The organism is Nonomuraea sp. NPDC049158, from assembly GCF_040648335.1.
Lineage (GTDB): Bacteria > Actinomycetota > Actinomycetes > Streptosporangiales > Streptosporangiaceae > Nonomuraea.
Genome location: NZ_JBEZDM010000012.1, coordinates 199,811 through 214,062, shown reverse-complemented (window position 1 = coordinate 214,062; position 14,252 = coordinate 199,811). Strand labels below are relative to the sequence as shown.

Here is a 14,252-nt window from a genome sequence, read left to right as displayed (position 1 = left end):
TTCGGGGAGGGGATCATGGACATCGCGGAAGCCGGTGTGCGGATCCCGGTCGGTGACGTGGCCCTGAACGCCGACGTCGCCGTGCCCGGCGAGCCGCGCGGGGCGGTGCTGTTCGCGCACGGCAGCGGCAGCGGGCGCCACAGCCCGCGCAACCGCTACGTCGCGGGGCGGCTCCAGGCCGCCCGTCTGGTCACCGTACTGGCGGATCTGCTGACGGCGGCGGAGGAACGGCGCGACGCCGTGACCGGCGAGCTCAGGTTCGACATCGGCCTGCTCGCCGGCCGCGTGGCCGCGCTGACCGACTGGGCCAGGGCCGACGCCAGGACCGCGGACCTCGGCATCGGCCTGTTCGGCGCCAGTACCGGCGCCGCGGCCGCCCTGGTCGCCGCGGCGGAGCGGCCCGACGCGGTGCGGACCGTCGTCTCCCGAGGCGGACGTCCCGATCTGGCGGACGACTTCCTCACCCGGGTACGCCAATCCACCCTGCTCGTTGTCGGCGGCGAGGACCCGGCGGTCATCGACCTCAACCTCCGGGCGATGCGGCGGATGCCCGGCGAGGTCCGGCTGGAGATCGTGCCGGGCGCGTCCCACCTGTTCGCGGAGCCCGGCACGCTTGAGCAGGTGGCCCGCCTGGCCACGGACTGGTTCGTCAGCCGCCTGTGAAGGCCGGGATCGTCGATCGTTTCGACGATCGGTGAAGCGTGGCTCCGGTGAGTCCGTCGCGCACTAGCGTCTATTCGCGGCACAGGCGTACGCGCGTGAAGGACAGGCCCATGGGGGAGCGGCTGGAGATCCATCGGCACGTGGTCGATGGCGGGGTGGCGCGCTGGACGGATGCGGCCGTCCAGCTGCGGGACAAGCTGGCCGAGGCCAGGGGCAGGATCGAGAGCCTGCACGCCGCCGCGCCGTGGGGGCACGACTCGGCCGGCCGGGAGTTCGAGCAGGCCTACATGGCCGACGACGGCCCCAACGCCATGCTCCGGGCGGGCGCCGAGTCGGCGGACTTCGCGGTGGCGGCCGGCCCGGCGGTGACGGAGAACGTGGCCAACTCGGCGGGGGCCGACGCCGACCTGGTGGCGCCCAGACGCGTGATGCCGTCCTGATCATGCGTGGGGAAGGGAAGGCGTGACCCGAAACGTCAGTACCCCGGTCACCAGCCCCCTGGCCGGGCAGGACGACACGATCGGCAGTGGCGGTTACGCCACGGACATCACGCCCGCGTGGGGGACGGCTCTGCCCGCGTGGTGCGACGCGCTGATCGCGCTGCTGTCCTCGGGACAGATGTGGCCGGAGGCCAGCGAGTCCGGCGAGGCGGCGCTGGCCGCCGCCTTCGAGGACTGGAGCCAGGCGGCGCTGGAGTTCGCGGCGGCCGGGGGTCCGGCGCGTGACCTGATCACGCAGGGGTATTTCGGGCCGTCGGCCGAGGAGTTCAAGAGGCAGGCCGACCAGTTGCTCGCGGAGGGGAAGGGCATCCCGGCCCTCGCCGCGCTGGCGCACGCGTACGCCCTCCAGCACGACAGCTACGCGCGTGAGACGCAGTACGCCAAGTTGCTGATCAACGCCGGATTCTGGATCACGGTCTCGTCCATCGCCATCTCCGCGTTCGCGACGGCGGCCAGCGCGGGCGTGTTGACGCCGCTGATCGGCAGGTTCGCCGGCCGGTTGCGGACGTTCATGGACAAGGTGTTCACCTGGCTGGAACGGGTGGCGAAGGGCAGGTACGCCGGGGCGGCCGCCATCAAGCAGGCGCCGAAGCTCGCCGCGCTGGGCGGCCGGCAGGCCGGCAAGGGGCTGCTGGCCAGGGCGGCGGCCAGCCACATGCTCAGGGAGATTCCCGAGGAGATCGGTGAGGGCTTCCTGATGGACTACGTCGCCCAGAAGGAGCAGCTGGATCGGGGCACCCGTACACAGTGGGACGGGCAGAAGACCGCCTCCACGATCCTGGGCGACGCCTCGGGCGCGGTGCTCGCGTCCAAGGTGGCCGGGCCGGTGGCCGGGTTCGTCGGGCGGATGCCCGGGATCAGGTCGCTCAACGCCGCCGCCGGCGATGCCGCCGGAGCGCTCAACGCCGTCATGCGCTTTCCCGGCAGGGCGTTGCAGACCGGCCTCACGAACGCGGTGATCTCGGCGCCGGCCGGTATGGTCTCCAATGGCATCGTGTACGGCAAGTGGGACATGCCGACCGCGGAATCGCTGCTCGGCGGCGTCGTGGCGGGCGTGGGGCGGACGAACACGATCAGCCCGTTCAGCGTCGACGTCATGAGCGCGATCAGCCATCCGCGCCAGGCCCTCGACACGGCCGTCACCGCCGCCTTGGCCAGTGACACGGCCCGCATGGCCGCCACCGCCGCGGCTGCGGCCTCGGCGCCTCCGGACGTGCCTGCTGGTGGTGGGCCGGTCGAGACCAGGGGCTTCCCCGTCCAGGACGTCGCTTCTCGGGAACGTACGGATGCTCGGGGCGTACCGGACAGCAAGGCGCCGGCATCCAGGACGGAGGCCGGCACGGCGAGGGCGGCGCAGCGGCCGGAACAGCCACACCAGCAGTCACAAGAGCGGGCGAACCAGCCCGACCGCCCACGACCGGCGGGTCCCACGGAGACGACCGAGCACGCGCAGGCAATAGATCGCGCTGAGGCGGCGGATCACCAAGAGGCAGCGAATCACCAAGAGGCAGCGGGACACGCGGAGGCGACGGGTCGCGCAGACGTGGCCGACCGTGCGGATGTCACGCAGGCGAGCCACCACGAGACGCCCCACGTCCCGCCGGACAGCGCCGCCGTCAACGGTGATCCCTCGTTCGACAAGGTGCGGGACAACCTCAGCTCCACCCAGACCGACACCGCCGGCAGGGCCGAGCCGGCAGCCGTGGTGCAGCCGGACACCCCTGGCGACAGCCCGCGTACCGCAGAGGACGCCCCCTCTCGGCGTCCGCAGGGGAGCACCGCCGATCCGGCGATGGGCGGCCGGAGCTTCTTTGACCTCCTAGCCGGCAAGGGCGATGTTCCGTCCGAACGCGCTGTCTCGCGGGAAGCGCCTGTAGACGACCCGGCCGAGGACCGAAGCGATGGGGTCGGCTCCAGCCGCAGCCCGACCGGCGACCGGAACGCGGACAGTGAGCCCCGGCAGTTCCTGGGGTTCTGGCGCGATCTGATGAGCCAGGTACGCGCCGAAGCTCACCGGCGCGGGACGTCAGCGCTCGACGAGCTGCAGCAGTTCGCGCTCCAGCGTGCGATCGGCCGTATCTTCGCCGCCAATCCCGATGACTGGATGCTCAAGGGCGGTCAGGCGATCCTCTCCAGGAATCCGGGCGGGCGGGCGAGTACCGACATCGATCTCGTGCGCATGTCGGGGGACCCGGATCCGGACGCGATGGCCGATGAGTATGAGGCGGCGCTCGCCCGCGATCACGGTGACCAGCTCAGATTCGTGCGGGACTCCAAGACGTACATTCTGCACGGCAAGGCGGTCAGGATGGGGCACACGGTCTACTGCGGTGACATGGAGATCATGCGGCTCAGCGTGGACCTCGCCCCGCCGCGTACCCGTGCGGTGTGGAAGGAACCGGAGATCATCCCTTTCCCCCGGCAGATCCTCTCGACCGGGCACTCCGACGAGAGCCCGAACCTGCGGGTCATCTCCTACCACGACACGCTGGCACACAAGGTGTCGGGCATCTACACGCATGGCATCAGAACGCTGGAGACGCGCTGCCACGACTGCGTCGCCCGGGGTAAGGGGTTGTTCAGCTGCAAGGCGGGTGACCTGCCGTACCGGTGCCAGGACCTGGTCGACATCTTGATGATCATTTTGAACTCGTCGTGGGACGGCCCGGCCACGCACGCGATGCTGCACGCGGAGTTCGCCTGGCGGCTGGAGCAGGGCGAGAACCTGAAGGTGCCGTCGGCGTTCGAGATTCCCAGCCCGGATTGGTTCCGGAAGTTCGACCAGTACGCCAGGACGACGCCCGGTCTGCCGTACGCCGGGCTCACCGAGGCCATTCCGGTGGCGCGGGCGTTCCTCGATCCGCTGCTGGCAGACGAGGCGCCGCCGCCGAGCCGCTGGGACCCCGACCTCCGGCGTTGGGTGGGGACGGACGACGCGCCGGCTCCGGACGTTTCCGGTGACACGGTCGCGCCGGACGGCGCCGCGGACGTACGGCAGCTGGGGGTGCCCAGCACCGCTCCGGCGTCGGTGGTCCACGCGTCCGCGGACATGATCGCGATGTGGGATCGGCTGTCCGCGGGCGACCTCGACGCGGAGTTGTCGCGGCTCAAGCAGCGCACGGACCTCTCCCCCGCCGAGAAGGTCGACTTCATCCGCGGCCGGATGATGTACGACAGCGGGTACGTCGAGCTGACCCGCGTCCCCGGCCCGGACAACCAGCACTTCAAGCACCTGCGCTTCTACGCCCACCAGCGCGGCGAGCTGTACAGTCACGCGGCGGCGCTGATGGCCGATCCGGACACGACTGTCGAGATCGCCTACGAGCCGGACCGCGGCTTCAAGACCTTCCAGTGGGACGCCCATCAGTCCCACCGGGCCTACCTGGGCGCCGTGCCGAGCGGCATCACGCTGGATGAGGCCAACGCCGCCGCGATGTACCGGATGGTCAAGGGACGCGGCGTCAACGGCACCGGTCCTGCGGCTCTGATCGACGATCTCATCGAGCTGCATGCCAAGCCGCTGCGGGACGCCCTGACCCTGCGGCAGCGGCTGGTCGATGACTACGGCGTCGAACCGCACCGGGTCCGGCTGGCGTTCGCCAACACGAGCCAGAAGAGCCACTACAGCGAGTCGCAGTGGATGCGGGCTCAGCTCTTCGCGCTGCGGGCGATCCAGGCCGACCCGGTTTCGGCGCGGCAGCGCATGGTGGACGCGATGCTGGGGCCGGAGGAGATGACGGCGGCTCGGCGCACGGCGCGCGCCCAGGCGGTGGTCGACCGGCTCTCGCGGGCCAACGGGCAGGCCGGCCAGTACGCCCTGCTCTGGGTCCGTGACACCCGGGGCCAGCCGGTGGGCGGCCGGCACGGCCCGCACCTGGACACCCGGCCCGAGGTCCTGCGCCAGACGATCGAGGCGCTGCGCGCGCGGCACCCCGGGCGACGTGTCGTCTTGCTCGGCGACGACGTCTTCGCGGGCCGTGCCGAGTTAGAAGAGGCCTGGCGCCAGGAAGGGGTGCTGGACGGGGTCGACACGGAGACGCTGGTGAAGTTCTGGACGGCCGGGCGCAACGACGGGCAGGCCCTGAGCTACGCCGAGCAGGGCCTGTTCTTCCATCAGCTGACGACCCAGCACGATGTGGTGCAGATCGGGATGGAGAGCGGGGCGCTGGAGATCCCGGCCATGCTCGGTGTGCCCACCGTCTACTTCGAGGCCAGGGAGCACGACGGGAACAAGGGCAACCGCTGGCAGCTGTACTGGCAGGACTGGGCTTACGGCCACTTCGAGCCGGTCCTCGACGAGCAGCGCAATCCGCGCTTCGACTCGGGCGGGCGGCCCGTCACGAGGTTCGTCACGGCGCGGACCATCCAGGCTCCGCTTCCGGCGATGCGGCGGCTGCTGTTCGGCCCCGACCTGCCCGACCCGGCCAACCGCCGAGGCCAGCCCGTCGCCGTCTACTACCCGGCCCGCGTCGCGGTCACAGTGGACCGGATCAACCGGCTGGTGAGCAGCGGTGAGCTGGATCTGTGGCCGGACCGGCTGGGCCGCACTGCCACGCTCGACGGTGACCGCTGGACGTACTGGAGCGAGCAGGACTGGAAGCGAAGCGCGTACTACGCCGAGCAGCTGCGCCGATGGACGAGCGTGGACGCCAGGACGCCCGAGGAGGTCGGCCGCAAGTGGCACGGTATCCGGCTCGCCCTGCTGGGCGTGCTGGAGCCGCAGTTCACCGTCGATCAGGAGTACGAAGGCGGGTCCCTGGCGCATCCGTACACCGTGCTGCACCTCGATCGCTCCCGCCTCGACGTGGACGCCGTCCGGATCTCCCGGGCCTACGGCTTGGATCCGGGCGAACGCGCCGCCGCGGTCACGAACGCGATCAAGTCCCTGCTCGATTCGCCGGGCTTCGCCCGCCAGGCCCTTGAGGACCTGCGGCTCTTCCAGCTCGACCCGTCGGAGGTCCGTGACCTGGGGGAGGCGGTCGGCCGCGTGACGGCGCCGCAGGTGCGGCCGTACGCCGACCGGCTGGACGTCCCCATCGGGGACGGGCAGCCGACGCCGCGCCAGGTGCTCGACCGGTTCGACGCCACCAGGGCGGGGCTGCCGGAGGTGAGCACGCGGGAGGCCGCCGCCTACATCGCGCGACACGCAGCCGCTCGGCCGTGGCTGGCCGCCGCGGCCCGCCTGGACCCCGCCGTCCAGCGCGTGATCGTCACCATCGACCAGGGGCAGGGTCATCATCTGGCCCGGCACGGGGCATTCGCCGCCGACGGCAGGCTCCATGGCCGCGTCGCCCGCCTCGAAGATCCGGCACAGCTCGACGAGAACCTGCGGGCCCGCGCGACCGACGCGTTCCGGCCGGGGGACAGGGAGCACCGCTGCCCTGACACGGCCACGGCCATCCACGATCTCGTCGCCTTCGCCGTCGCCTTCGCGCGCAGCCTGGAGCACCCGGTCATGCGCGAAGCTCTCGCTACCCCGTTCGACCCCGACCGGCGCCCCGGCCGGGTGTCCTTGCCGATCGACGACCTGCTCGGCCCCGACGGTCATCTGTACTGCGCCGGATTCCGGATCGTGCCGGTCGACGGCAGCGCGGAGAATGCCGTCGCGAACCGGTCGATCTGGGTCGGGGCGCGGCGCGCGGGCGAGGAGCCGGGCGTGCCGGAGCCGCAGGCCGCGCCCATGCGGAGCTTCGAGGCCGGCACCGTCGAGTTCTTCTTCCAGGTCAACCGGCAAAGGGACGGGTACGAGATCTCCACGATGTTCGTGGACCCGCCACCTGCGGGAGATGGGTGAGATGACGAATTCGACGCTGGTCCGCATCTGCGGCGTCCACTGCCATCCCGACGCCGACGAGGAAGCCTACGAGAGCCTGAAACGGCTGGCCGGACGGCCGGCAGACGCGGAGATGACCCGGTTCAAGGCGGAGCTGCGCCATGCTCTCGCCTTTCCCGAGCAGGCGCCCTCGCTGTACCGAACCGTGCGGTACAGCGACGGCAGCACGCAGTTGTTCCTGCGGCGCCTGTGGCGGGACCTGTATCCGGACGAACCGGCGCCTACCCGATCCGCCCGATGATCTCGGCGGCTATGTCCCAGCTCAACGTCTCATCCCCGGCCTCCGGAATCAGCCGCGCCACGCCGGGCTGGAGCTGAGCCACCCGGTCCGGGTGCGCCAGGGCGGCGTAGCTCCGCTGGTTGCGGGGGGACAAACCGGCCGGGGAGATGTCCGGGATGAAGTAGGCCACGAACTCCGCGCCGTCTTCCGGGAACTCGTGCCGTCGCGCCAGCGGCGCCAGGTCGGCGTGGATCTGACGCAGATCGACGAGATCCTTCAGCACGGCGTCCATCAGGACACGACGCAGCTCGCCGTGCTCGGCCCAGCCGGCCGCGACATCGACGATCGTGCGACGAGGGGTCGTCACCGGAACCCCCTCGACCACGGCCACATCATCCGGTCTCAGAGACGCGCCATGGATTTTCGTTGCCCGGGGACCCTCGAACTCCTGCGGGGCGGTGAAGGTCACCAAAGGGCTCGGCACGACTCCCAGCCCGTACAGGCGGCAGGCCGACTCGTGCGAGAGGACGGCGTCCTCATGGGGGGACTGCGACCTCTCCCAGCGGAAACTCTCGGGCATGGTCGCCAGCCAGGCGGCCAGCGGATAGACGTAACGCGGTCCCAAGGACGCCCACGCGAACTGATAGACCGACCAGTCCAGTTCGTACAGCAGCGCGCACTCGGCGAACCGGAGCAGCGCCTGCTTGTCGATCTCCATCCTGGCGACCTGCGCCTCCGTGATCAGCCCTCCTTGGCGCGCGGCGACGGCCGAAAGCGTGGCGAACTCAACTTCCCACATCATTCCTCCACCAAACATCCCGCGTGACAAAGAACCTAGCCGCCTCAGCCTCGGCCGGTGCTCATGACCATACCGGGCTACTGGCACCATCCGGCTGGAATCGAACGCCAGGACGCGCTACGGGGGTGGACCTGCAACGGAACCGGCGACTATTGGACGCCGGAGCGCATGCGTGACGCCGAGCCGCTGGTGGCGCCGGCGGAGGGCGCGGCCCCGGCGGAGCGTGTCGTTCCGAGGCCGCCGGGCCGCAGGTGGACCTCCCGGCCACGGTAGCCGCCCAGACCAACCGCTCGGTCCTTCCGTACGCTACGTCGGCCGCCAAGCAGCAAACCTGGAAGTCCGGCGGCCTCATCGTCAAGCAGGCGGGCAAGGTCTTCGGCACCGGCGCCGCCGGCAACGACTTCGTGGCCTCCGGCAACGTGGTGCGGAGCAAGGACGGCGACGTGGTCGTCACCGTGGGGCACGCGCTCGTCGACGACAAGGGCAAGTGGAGCAAGAACCTCGTCTTCGTCCCGGCCTAAAGAACGGCGCGGCTCCGTACGGCAAGTTCGCGGCGCGGACCATGTACATCTGGTCCGGGTACATCAAGGACAACGCTCACTATCCGCCGTTCGACTTCGGCATGCTGGTCGTCAATCCGGTGAAGGGCAAGAAGATCCAGCAGACCGTGGGCGCGCAGGGCATCCGGTTCAACGCGACCGCCGCCGGCTCCTCGAACCTGCTGCTCGGTTACCCCAGCAACGGCAACGGCGGTCGTACACTGCAGTACTGCAGTGGCGCCTCGGTGGCGGCGAGCTACAGCATGAAGTACGCGATGGTGTGCGACATGGGCGGCGGCTCCAGCGGTGGGCCGTGGTTCCAGGACTTCAACAAGGTCACCGGGACCGGCTACCAGATCTCCGCGCACGCGCTGCGCAACACCACCACGAGCTATGGCGCCTACTTCGGCCCCGAGGCGCTGAAGACCTTCCGCGCCGCCGAAGCCTCCTGACCCAAGCTCAGCGCACCGCCGAAGCCTCCTGACCCCGGTTCACCGCGTCGCCGACGCGGCCTGGCCCGTGCTCACCCCGCCGTCCCGCCGAGCCGCAGCATCACCTTGCCGCTGCCGCTCGCGGGGTCGGCGGCGATGGCGAGTGCCTCGGCCGCCCGGTCGAGGTCGAAGCGGTGGCTGATGATCGGGGAGACGTCGAGGCCGTCCCGCATGGCGCTCAGGGCCTCGTCGATCTCCTCGGCGAAGCGGTAGGAGCCGATCCAGGTGATCTCCCTGGTCACCAGGTCGCCGAGGGCCGCGGAGACGGCCGTACCGGGCAGGCTGCCGACCTGGACGAGGGTGCCGCCACGGGCGGTCGCCCGCAGGACGGAGCCGAGCGCGGCCGGGCTGCCAGAGGCCTCGAAGACCAGCTCGACGTCCTGGGGGAGCGTCGCGTCCCCGCTGACGTCGACGGTCTCGTCCGCGCCCATGGCCCGGGCGACGGTGAGCGAGGTCGCGGAGATGTCCGAGGCGATGACCGTGGCCGCCCCGCGGTGTTTCGCGGCGGCCACGACCAGCGAGCCGATCGAGCCGGAGCCGTTGACCAGCACGGTCTTCCCACGCAGGTCCCCGGCCCGGTGCACGGCGTGCATCGCCACCGCGAGGGGCTCGGCGAGGGCGCCGCGCTCGGTGTCCACGCCCTCGGGCAGCGGCCGGATCTGTGCCGCGCGGACCACCCGGTACTCGCTGAACCCGCCGTCGGTGTGCGGGTCGAAGGCGGCCGACCCGAAGTAGCGGACTTGGGGGTAGAGGTTCGTGCGGCCGGCGAGCCGGTCGGGCAGGCGGCCGTCACCGACCAGCTCGGCCGGGTGTACGGTGACCGGCTGCCCGACCGCCAGTCCGCTGACGCCCGTGCCGAGCCCGGCGATCCGGCCGGCGACCTCGTGCCCGAGCACCAGCGGGTGCTTGAGCACGGCGGTTCCGGACGCCCCGTTCTTCCAGTACGAGATGTCGGAGCCGCAGATCCCGCCCCACTCCATGGCGAGCAGGACCTGCCCTTGCCCCGCCACTGGCTCGGGGCGCTCGTCGATCCGGAGGTCACCGGGACCGTGTACGACGGCCGACTTCATACCGCGTCCTCCAACCGGACCAGGTCGCGCCCGCGAGTCTCAGGTGAGAGGACCGCGGACAGCAGGGTGATGAGCGAGTAGACGACGAGCATCGCCGCGATGGGCCACCAGCTGCCGGTGACGGCGGTGAGGGTGGCCGCCACGACCGGGCCGATGGCGGTGGCCAGGATGCCGCCGATCTCCTTGGCGAGGGCGAGCTGGGTGAAGCGGGTCCGGGAGCCGAACAGCTCGGCCATCGTGACGCTCTCCAGCGAGAACAGGCTCAGGACGCCGATGTTCAGCCCCAGGATCATGCCCAGCATCAGGGCCGCCGTGCTGCCAGAGATGATCATCAGCATCATCGGGAACGCGAAGGCGATGGTCAGCAGGGTGACCGCGATGTACATGGGGCGGCGGCCGAAGCGGTCGCCGAGCAGGCCCACCACCGGCACGGTGACGAAGCCCACCAGCGAGCCGTAGACGATGGCGCTGGTCGGGATCGACCGGTCGACGAGCAGCGTGGCGGCGATGTAGCCGACGAGGAAGGTCTGGACCAGGCCTGAGTTGCCGGCCTGGCCGAACCGCAGGCCGAGGGCCAGGAAGAACGCCTTGCCCTTGCGCTGCCGGAGCCCGGCCTCGAGCACGCCCTTGTCCTTCTCTTGGAAGGCGGCCTCGGCCTGCGTACGGGACATCGCGACGCCGTCCACGACGTCGGGGCGCTCCTCGAAGACCGGGCTCTCCTTGAGGTTGCGGCGTACCCAGACCGCGAAGACCATGAGCACGAAGCTCAGCAGGAACGGCACCCGCCAGCCCCATGTGAGCAGCTGATCCTCACTGAGCACCGCGAGCAGGATCGCCCACAGGCCCGACGCCGCCAGCGTGCCGGTGTTGGTGCCGAGCGACACCAGCGAGGAGACCAGGCCGCGACGCTGTACAGGGGCGTACTCGGCGAGCATGACGGTGGCCCCGGCGATCTCGGCGCCGGCCCCGAAGCCCTGGATGAGCCGCAGGGCGACCAGCAGGATCGGGGCGAGGATGCCGATCACCGCGTAGGTCGGCAGTACGCCGATCAGGGTGGTCGAGGCGCCCATCAGCAGGATGGTGATGATCAGGACCTTCTTGCGGCCGATCCGGTCGCCCATCCGGCCGAAGTAGATGGCGCCGGCGAGCCGGGCGACGTATCCGACGCCGTAGGTGGCCATGGCGGCGATCAGCCCGATGGCCGGGCTGACGTCCGGGAAGAAGATCTTGTTGAAGACGATGGCGGCCGCCAGCGAGTACAGCTGGAAGTCCATGAACTCCATCGCCGTGCCGAGCCAGCCGGACATGGCCGCCCTGACGAGGTCGCGGGTCGTTCTGGTCACGGCGCCCGCGGGCTCCATGTGCGTGCTGTCTGTCATCGTGAACTCCGGGTCAGATTTCGACGTGCCCGGCCCGCAGAGCGGGCAGCCGGGCGGCGGTGCCGGCGACGAGCGCGCCGTCACCGGCTAGGTCCGCCGCGCCGAGCACGTGAAGCAGGCGGCGGATGGTGTCTTCGTGGTCGGCCACCCCGTGCCAGCAGGCCGCCAGCGTCGCGGCGGCCGGGTCCGTCGTGCCGAACAACTGGCTGGTGGGATCTGTGGCGCCGGAAGGCTGGTCGCCGTCGGCGGGGCGGGTGGCGTTCGCCCAGGCGGCGAGCGCGAGTTCGAGCGCCGGGGTGGCGGCGCGGGCGGCGCGCAGTGAGCGCAGGGCGCCGAACCAGCGTTCCGGGATCTTCCGGGAGCCGTCGGAGCCGATCTGCCGGAGCAGGTGCCGAATCCTGGGGTTACGGAACCGTTTGACCAGGTCATCAGTGTAGGCGACCGGGTCTGGACCACCGCTGGGAAGCGTCGGCGCGACCTCCGCGCTCAGCGCCCGGACCAGCCGCTCACCCCAGCCGGTCTCCAGGACGTCGGCGATCGTCGCGCACCCGGCCGCCGCGCCGAGATAGGCCAGGGCCGAGTGGGACCCGTTGAGCAACCGCAGCTTCGTGAGCTGGTACGGCACGACATCCGGGACGAACAGGGCGCCGTCGAGCTCCCATGACGGCCGGGGGCCGGCGAAGGAGTCCTCCAGGACCCACTGCCGGTACGGCTCGCCGACCACCGGCACCTCATCCCACACGCCGAGCGCCGCGCGGGCCGCCTCCCGGTCCGCGTCGGTCGTCGCCGGCACGATGCGGTCGACGATCGTCGAGGGGAAGGCCACCGACGTCGCCATCCAGTCGAGGACGGCCTGCCGGTCCGGCCACGACGAGGCTTCGACGAAGCCGCGTACCACCGTGCCGAGCGCGGCGCCGTTGGCGGCCATGTTGTCGCAGGACACGACGCTGATCGGGGCGCCACCGGCCCGCATCCGGGCGGCGAGCCCCACGGCGAGCCGGCCGACGACCGTGGTGATGTCCGCGGTCCGCACCGCCGTGAGGTCCGCCGCGATCTCCGGGGCGCCGGTGTCGAGCCCGTCGGCTCCGGGGCGGCGGTAGTGGCCCGCCTCGGTGATCGTCAGGGTCGCCACCGTGACGCCGGGATCGGCGAGCAGCTCGTCGACCCGGTCGGCGTCCTGGCGCATCCCCAGGGCGCTGACGATGGACCCGATCGCGCGGGTGGTGGTGGCCGCGGGGTGGCGCTCGGCCACCGAGTACAGGCAGTCCTGCACGCGCATCGCCTTGACCACCCGCGTCGAGCGTGGGGCCACGGCGACGATCCCCCACGGCTCGCCGCTACGGGCAGCCGCGCTCTCGGTGTAGACCGCCTGGTGGGCCCGGTGGAAGGCGCCGAGGCCGAAGTGGACGACCTTCGGGCGCAGTTCCCGGGGATCGACGGCCGGGCGCAGGTCGGGAGCGATCCGGTCGAGCGTGGCGAGGCTCAGCGAGGGCAGGATCGAGGTCTTCACCAGTCATGCACCGAGCCGTCGAGGTGCCGCGCGACGGGCAGGTAGCGAGCCTCATAGGGGAAGCGCGCGGCCTCCTTCTCGTCGTACTCGACGCCGAGACCGGGCTCCTCCGACGGGTTGAGCATGCCGTCGGCCAGCGTCACCCCGCTGCGGAAGACCTCCGCGGCCTCGTCCGGGTGGCCCATGTACTCCTGGATGCCGAAGTTCGGCACCGAGAGGTCGACGTGCACCGCGGCGGCCAGGGTGATCGGTGAGAGGTCCGTCGCCCCGTGGGAACCGGTTCTGACCTGGTAGAGCGCGGCCAGGTCGAAGATCCGGCGCAGGTGCGTGATCCCGCCGGCGTGGACGACGGTGGTGCGCACGTAGTCGATGAGCTGCTCGGTGATCAGGTGCTGGACGTCCCAGATCGAGGTCAGCGCCTCGCCGACCGCGATCGGCGTCGTCGTGTGCTGACGGATGAGCCGGAACGACTCCTGGTTCTCGGCCGGTGTCGGGTCCTCCATCCAGAACAGCCGGCAGTCCTCCACCCGCTTGCCGAAGCGGGCCGCCTCGATCGGCGTGAGCCGGTGGTGGATGTCGTGCAGGAGGTGGAAGCCGAAGCCGAAGCGCTCGCGTACGGCTTCGAGGTAGGTCGGGGCGAACCCGAGATAGGCCTCGGTGTCCCAGGGCTGCTCGTCGGGTAGCGAGTTCGCGGCTGGCTCGTACACCTTGCCCTTGCGGATCCCGTAGGTGCCGCCGACGTCCGGGACGGCGGCCTGGGCGCGGACGGCCTTGTAGCCGAGGTCGAGGAACCGCTCGACGTCGTCGAGCAGGGAGGGGACGTCCATGCCGCTGGCGTGCGAGTAGACCATGACGCCGTCACGGGAGCGCCCGCCGAGCAGCTGGTAGACCGGCAGACCGGCGACCTTGCCCTTGATGTCCCACAGAGCCGTGTCCACGGCGGAGATGGCCGTCATCGTGACGGGGCCGCGGCGCCAGTACGCGCCACGGTAGAGGTACTGCCACATGTCCTCGATCCGCGCCGGGTCCTTGCCGATCAGCAGCGGTACGAGGTGCTCCTGCAGGTAGCTCGCGACGGCCAGTTCGCGGCCGTTCAGCGTGGCGTCGCCGAGGCCGGTCACACCGTCCGAGGTCGTGATGCGCAAGGTGACGAAGGTCCGCCCCGGGGAGGCGACGAACACCTCGGCACGCTCGATCTTGCTCACAGGTCCACTCCTTCGGACGATCTCCGACACTCTGTAGTCGAGC

11 protein-coding genes are annotated in these 14,252 nt (G+C 70.9%); 6 read left to right on the top strand and 5 right to left on the bottom strand.

Translation table 11 applies throughout. The features are described 5' to 3' along the window. Positions 1–15 precede the first annotated feature (15 nt). The 4 genes from AB0B61_RS26465 to AB0B61_RS26450 all read left to right on the top strand — a co-directional run bounded on the left by AB0B61_RS26465 (position 16) and on the right by AB0B61_RS26450 (position 7,237). Positions 16–663: a hydrolase gene (locus tag AB0B61_RS26465; protein WP_358436853.1), complete on the top strand. Its 648-nt coding sequence runs from the start codon at positions 16–18 to the stop codon at positions 661–663. A 110-nt stretch (positions 664–773) separates the two neighbouring features. Next, positions 774–1,103 (top strand): hypothetical protein, encoded by a 330-nt coding sequence (locus tag AB0B61_RS26460; protein WP_358436850.1) that lies wholly within the window; start codon positions 774–776, stop codon positions 1,101–1,103. 22 nt (positions 1,104–1,125) lie between these two features. Beyond that, positions 1,126–6,957 (top strand): hypothetical protein, encoded by a 5,832-nt coding sequence (locus AB0B61_RS26455; protein WP_358436847.1) that lies wholly within the window; start codon positions 1,126–1,128, stop codon positions 6,955–6,957. Position 6,958: 1 nt separating this feature from the next. Continuing rightward, on the top strand, positions 6,959–7,237 hold the full coding sequence (locus tag AB0B61_RS26450) for a hypothetical protein (protein WP_358436844.1): 279 nt from the start codon (positions 6,959–6,961) through the stop codon (positions 7,235–7,237). Here AB0B61_RS26450 and AB0B61_RS26445 read toward each other — a convergent pair. Beyond that, the gene (locus tag AB0B61_RS26445; RefSeq protein WP_358436842.1) at positions 7,218–8,015 is read right to left on the bottom strand and encodes a hypothetical protein; all 798 of its coding nucleotides are present in this window, start codon (positions 8,013–8,015) and stop codon (positions 7,218–7,220) included. The genes AB0B61_RS26450 and AB0B61_RS26445 overlap by 20 nt on opposite strands. A gap of 251 nt (positions 8,016–8,266) precedes the next feature. Between AB0B61_RS26445 and AB0B61_RS26440 the strand changes: the two genes are divergently transcribed. Together AB0B61_RS26440 and AB0B61_RS26435 are read left to right on the top strand one after the other, a co-directional pair. Further along, positions 8,267–8,536 carry a hypothetical protein gene (locus tag AB0B61_RS26440; RefSeq protein ID WP_358436839.1) on the top strand — a complete coding sequence of 90 codons (270 nt, stop codon included), beginning with the start codon at positions 8,267–8,269 and terminating at the stop codon, positions 8,534–8,536. Positions 8,537–8,577: 41 nt separating this feature from the next. Then, positions 8,578–9,006, top strand: a complete 429-nt coding sequence (locus tag AB0B61_RS26435) for a hypothetical protein (protein ID WP_358436837.1) — start codon at positions 8,578–8,580, stop codon at positions 9,004–9,006. Between the two features lie 71 nt (positions 9,007–9,077). Here AB0B61_RS26435 and AB0B61_RS26430 read toward each other — a convergent pair whose 3' ends face one another. The 4 genes from AB0B61_RS26430 to manD are packed head-to-tail and all read right to left on the bottom strand — an operon-like array spanning position 9,078 to position 14,209. Then, positions 9,078–10,115 carry an L-idonate 5-dehydrogenase gene (locus tag AB0B61_RS26430; protein ID WP_358436834.1) on the bottom strand — a complete coding sequence of 346 codons (1,038 nt, stop codon included), beginning with the start codon at positions 10,113–10,115 and terminating at the stop codon, positions 9,078–9,080. Beyond that, a complete protein-coding gene (locus tag AB0B61_RS26425) occupies positions 10,112–11,494 on the bottom strand; it encodes an MFS transporter (protein ID WP_358436832.1) in 1,383 nt (460 codons plus the stop codon). Before AB0B61_RS26425 ends, AB0B61_RS26430 begins: the two co-directional genes overlap by 4 nt. Before the next feature lie 13 nt (positions 11,495–11,507). Then, complete coding sequence (locus tag AB0B61_RS26420) at positions 11,508–13,004, bottom strand: mannitol dehydrogenase family protein (protein WP_358436830.1); 1,497 nt, start codon at positions 13,002–13,004, stop codon at positions 11,508–11,510. Then, positions 13,001–14,209 (bottom strand): D-mannonate dehydratase ManD, encoded by a 1,209-nt coding sequence (manD, locus tag AB0B61_RS26415; RefSeq protein WP_358436827.1) that lies wholly within the window; start codon positions 14,207–14,209, stop codon positions 13,001–13,003. The genes AB0B61_RS26420 and manD overlap by 4 nt, the downstream gene beginning before the upstream one ends. Positions 14,210–14,252: the final 43 nt, after the last annotated feature.

Bases quoted from the DNA above. Each gene is read 5' to 3' on its own strand.
- AB0B61_RS26465 (WP_358436853.1), top strand. From the start codon at position 16: ATGGACATCGCGGAAGCCGGTGTGCGGATCCCGGTCGGTGACGTGGCC.
- AB0B61_RS26460 (WP_358436850.1), top strand. From the start codon at position 774: ATGGGGGAGCGGCTGGAGATCCATCGGCACGTGGTCGATGGCGGGGTG.
- AB0B61_RS26450 (WP_358436844.1), top strand. From the start codon at position 6,959: ATGACGAATTCGACGCTGGTCCGCATCTGCGGCGTCCACTGCCATCCC.
- AB0B61_RS26445 (WP_358436842.1), bottom strand. From the start codon at position 8,015: ATGTGGGAAGTTGAGTTCGCCACGCTTTCGGCCGTCGCCGCGCGCCAA.
- AB0B61_RS26435 (WP_358436837.1), top strand. From the start codon at position 8,578: ATGTACATCTGGTCCGGGTACATCAAGGACAACGCTCACTATCCGCCG.
- AB0B61_RS26430 (WP_358436834.1), bottom strand. From the start codon at position 10,115: ATGAAGTCGGCCGTCGTACACGGTCCCGGTGACCTCCGGATCGACGAG.
- AB0B61_RS26425 (WP_358436832.1), bottom strand. From the start codon at position 11,494: ATGACAGACAGCACGCACATGGAGCCCGCGGGCGCCGTGACCAGAACG.